Source organism: Campylobacter sp. BCW_6877 (assembly GCF_001762445.1).
Lineage (GTDB): Bacteria > Campylobacterota > Campylobacteria > Campylobacterales > Campylobacteraceae > Campylobacter_D > Campylobacter_D jejuni.
The window spans coordinates 1-1,143 of sequence record NZ_MJWW01000043.1; the positions used below are offsets into that span (position 1 = coordinate 1).

Below are 1,143 nucleotides of genomic sequence, written 5' to 3' on the forward strand. Positions count from 1 at the left end.
TTTTTCACTATCAAAAGAATACTCAAATTCAACACCGCCCCTTTCTCCAATATAAACAGCTTCGTATTTATTATTATCAGAATCAAACCACATGGTAAGATGGTATTCTCCTGAATGTTTATAAGAAGGATACCAATCTGTATCAATCAACTTTTCTTCTTCTATAATTAGTTCTGCTTGTTCTCTTGTCATTTTTTATCCTTTATTTAATCCATAAAATCTATATTAAAATATTTACAAGTTAAAGTAATATATTCTAAATCATTATCAAAATATATGCTTATCAACATCTCTTCTTCTTTTTCAATATAGCCTGTTATATCATCCCAATTATTTCTTATCAAATCGATAAAATTAGCTTCTAATTGATTAAAATTTTTACAATATGATTTTGAGTGTAGTAACTTATAATCATAAAAAACAATTTGCAAATCTTGTATATCTTTTTTCTCTGATTTAAAAAATATTTCTAAAGTTTTTTCATTTGTTATGATAGAATAAACAAAAAAGTCATTTTTCAAATCTATTTTTACATCTTTAAGATAAAATTCTCTTTTAAATAAACTTCCATGCTTTAAATTCTCAAATTTCATTATTTTGCCTTTTTAAATAATTTTCTACAATATCTAAATCTTTATGAGATATTGGCTCTACTAAACCCTGTGACATTCTATACTTTGTTGGATCTTGAGGATTTATATGTTTAGTATATTCTATTTTATGAGGCGTATCAATTATTTTCTTTGATGTCTTCTCATAATGTGGTTTACCATCTAAATCATATCTGGTGAGTTTATCTTTTGTCTTTATAGAAACACTATTATATCCTCCATTTAAAGTATTTTTTATTTCCATGGCTCTTTGTTTAATGTTTAAAATAATCTCCCCATTTTCACCAATATAATCAGGACTTCTAGGTTTTGGAGTATCTTTAGGCCATATTCCATTATGTTTATAAAGATGAACTTCTTTATCACTTACCTTACCTTTTTTATTTTCATTTTCCAAATATAAAAGCATTTTTGCTTTTTCTTTACTTCTTTGTGCCGCTCCTAATTTATCTCCTATCCCTTGCCATCTTATCCTATCATACTTAATCTTAGCAAGAGGACTAGCTTGTATTTTAGCTAAAGCAAATTTAAT

At 25.8% G+C, this 1,143-nt stretch carries 2 protein-coding genes and 1 pseudogene; all 3 read right to left on the bottom strand.

Annotated features, from left to right (window positions below; all coding sequences use genetic code 11):
* Positions 1–192 (bottom strand): annotated as a pseudogene (locus AJ936_RS06200) (hypothetical protein); the annotation flags it as partial.
* Positions 193–206: 14 nt separating this feature from the next.
* The gene (locus AJ936_RS06205; protein ID WP_002871073.1) at positions 207–593 is read right to left on the bottom strand and encodes a hypothetical protein; all 387 of its coding nucleotides are present in this window, start codon (positions 591–593) and stop codon (positions 207–209) included.
* Positions 583–1,143: hypothetical protein (locus AJ936_RS10360; protein WP_186820501.1), on the bottom strand; the 561-nt coding region annotated here is incomplete at its 5' end. The genes AJ936_RS06205 and AJ936_RS10360, both read right to left, overlap by 11 nt.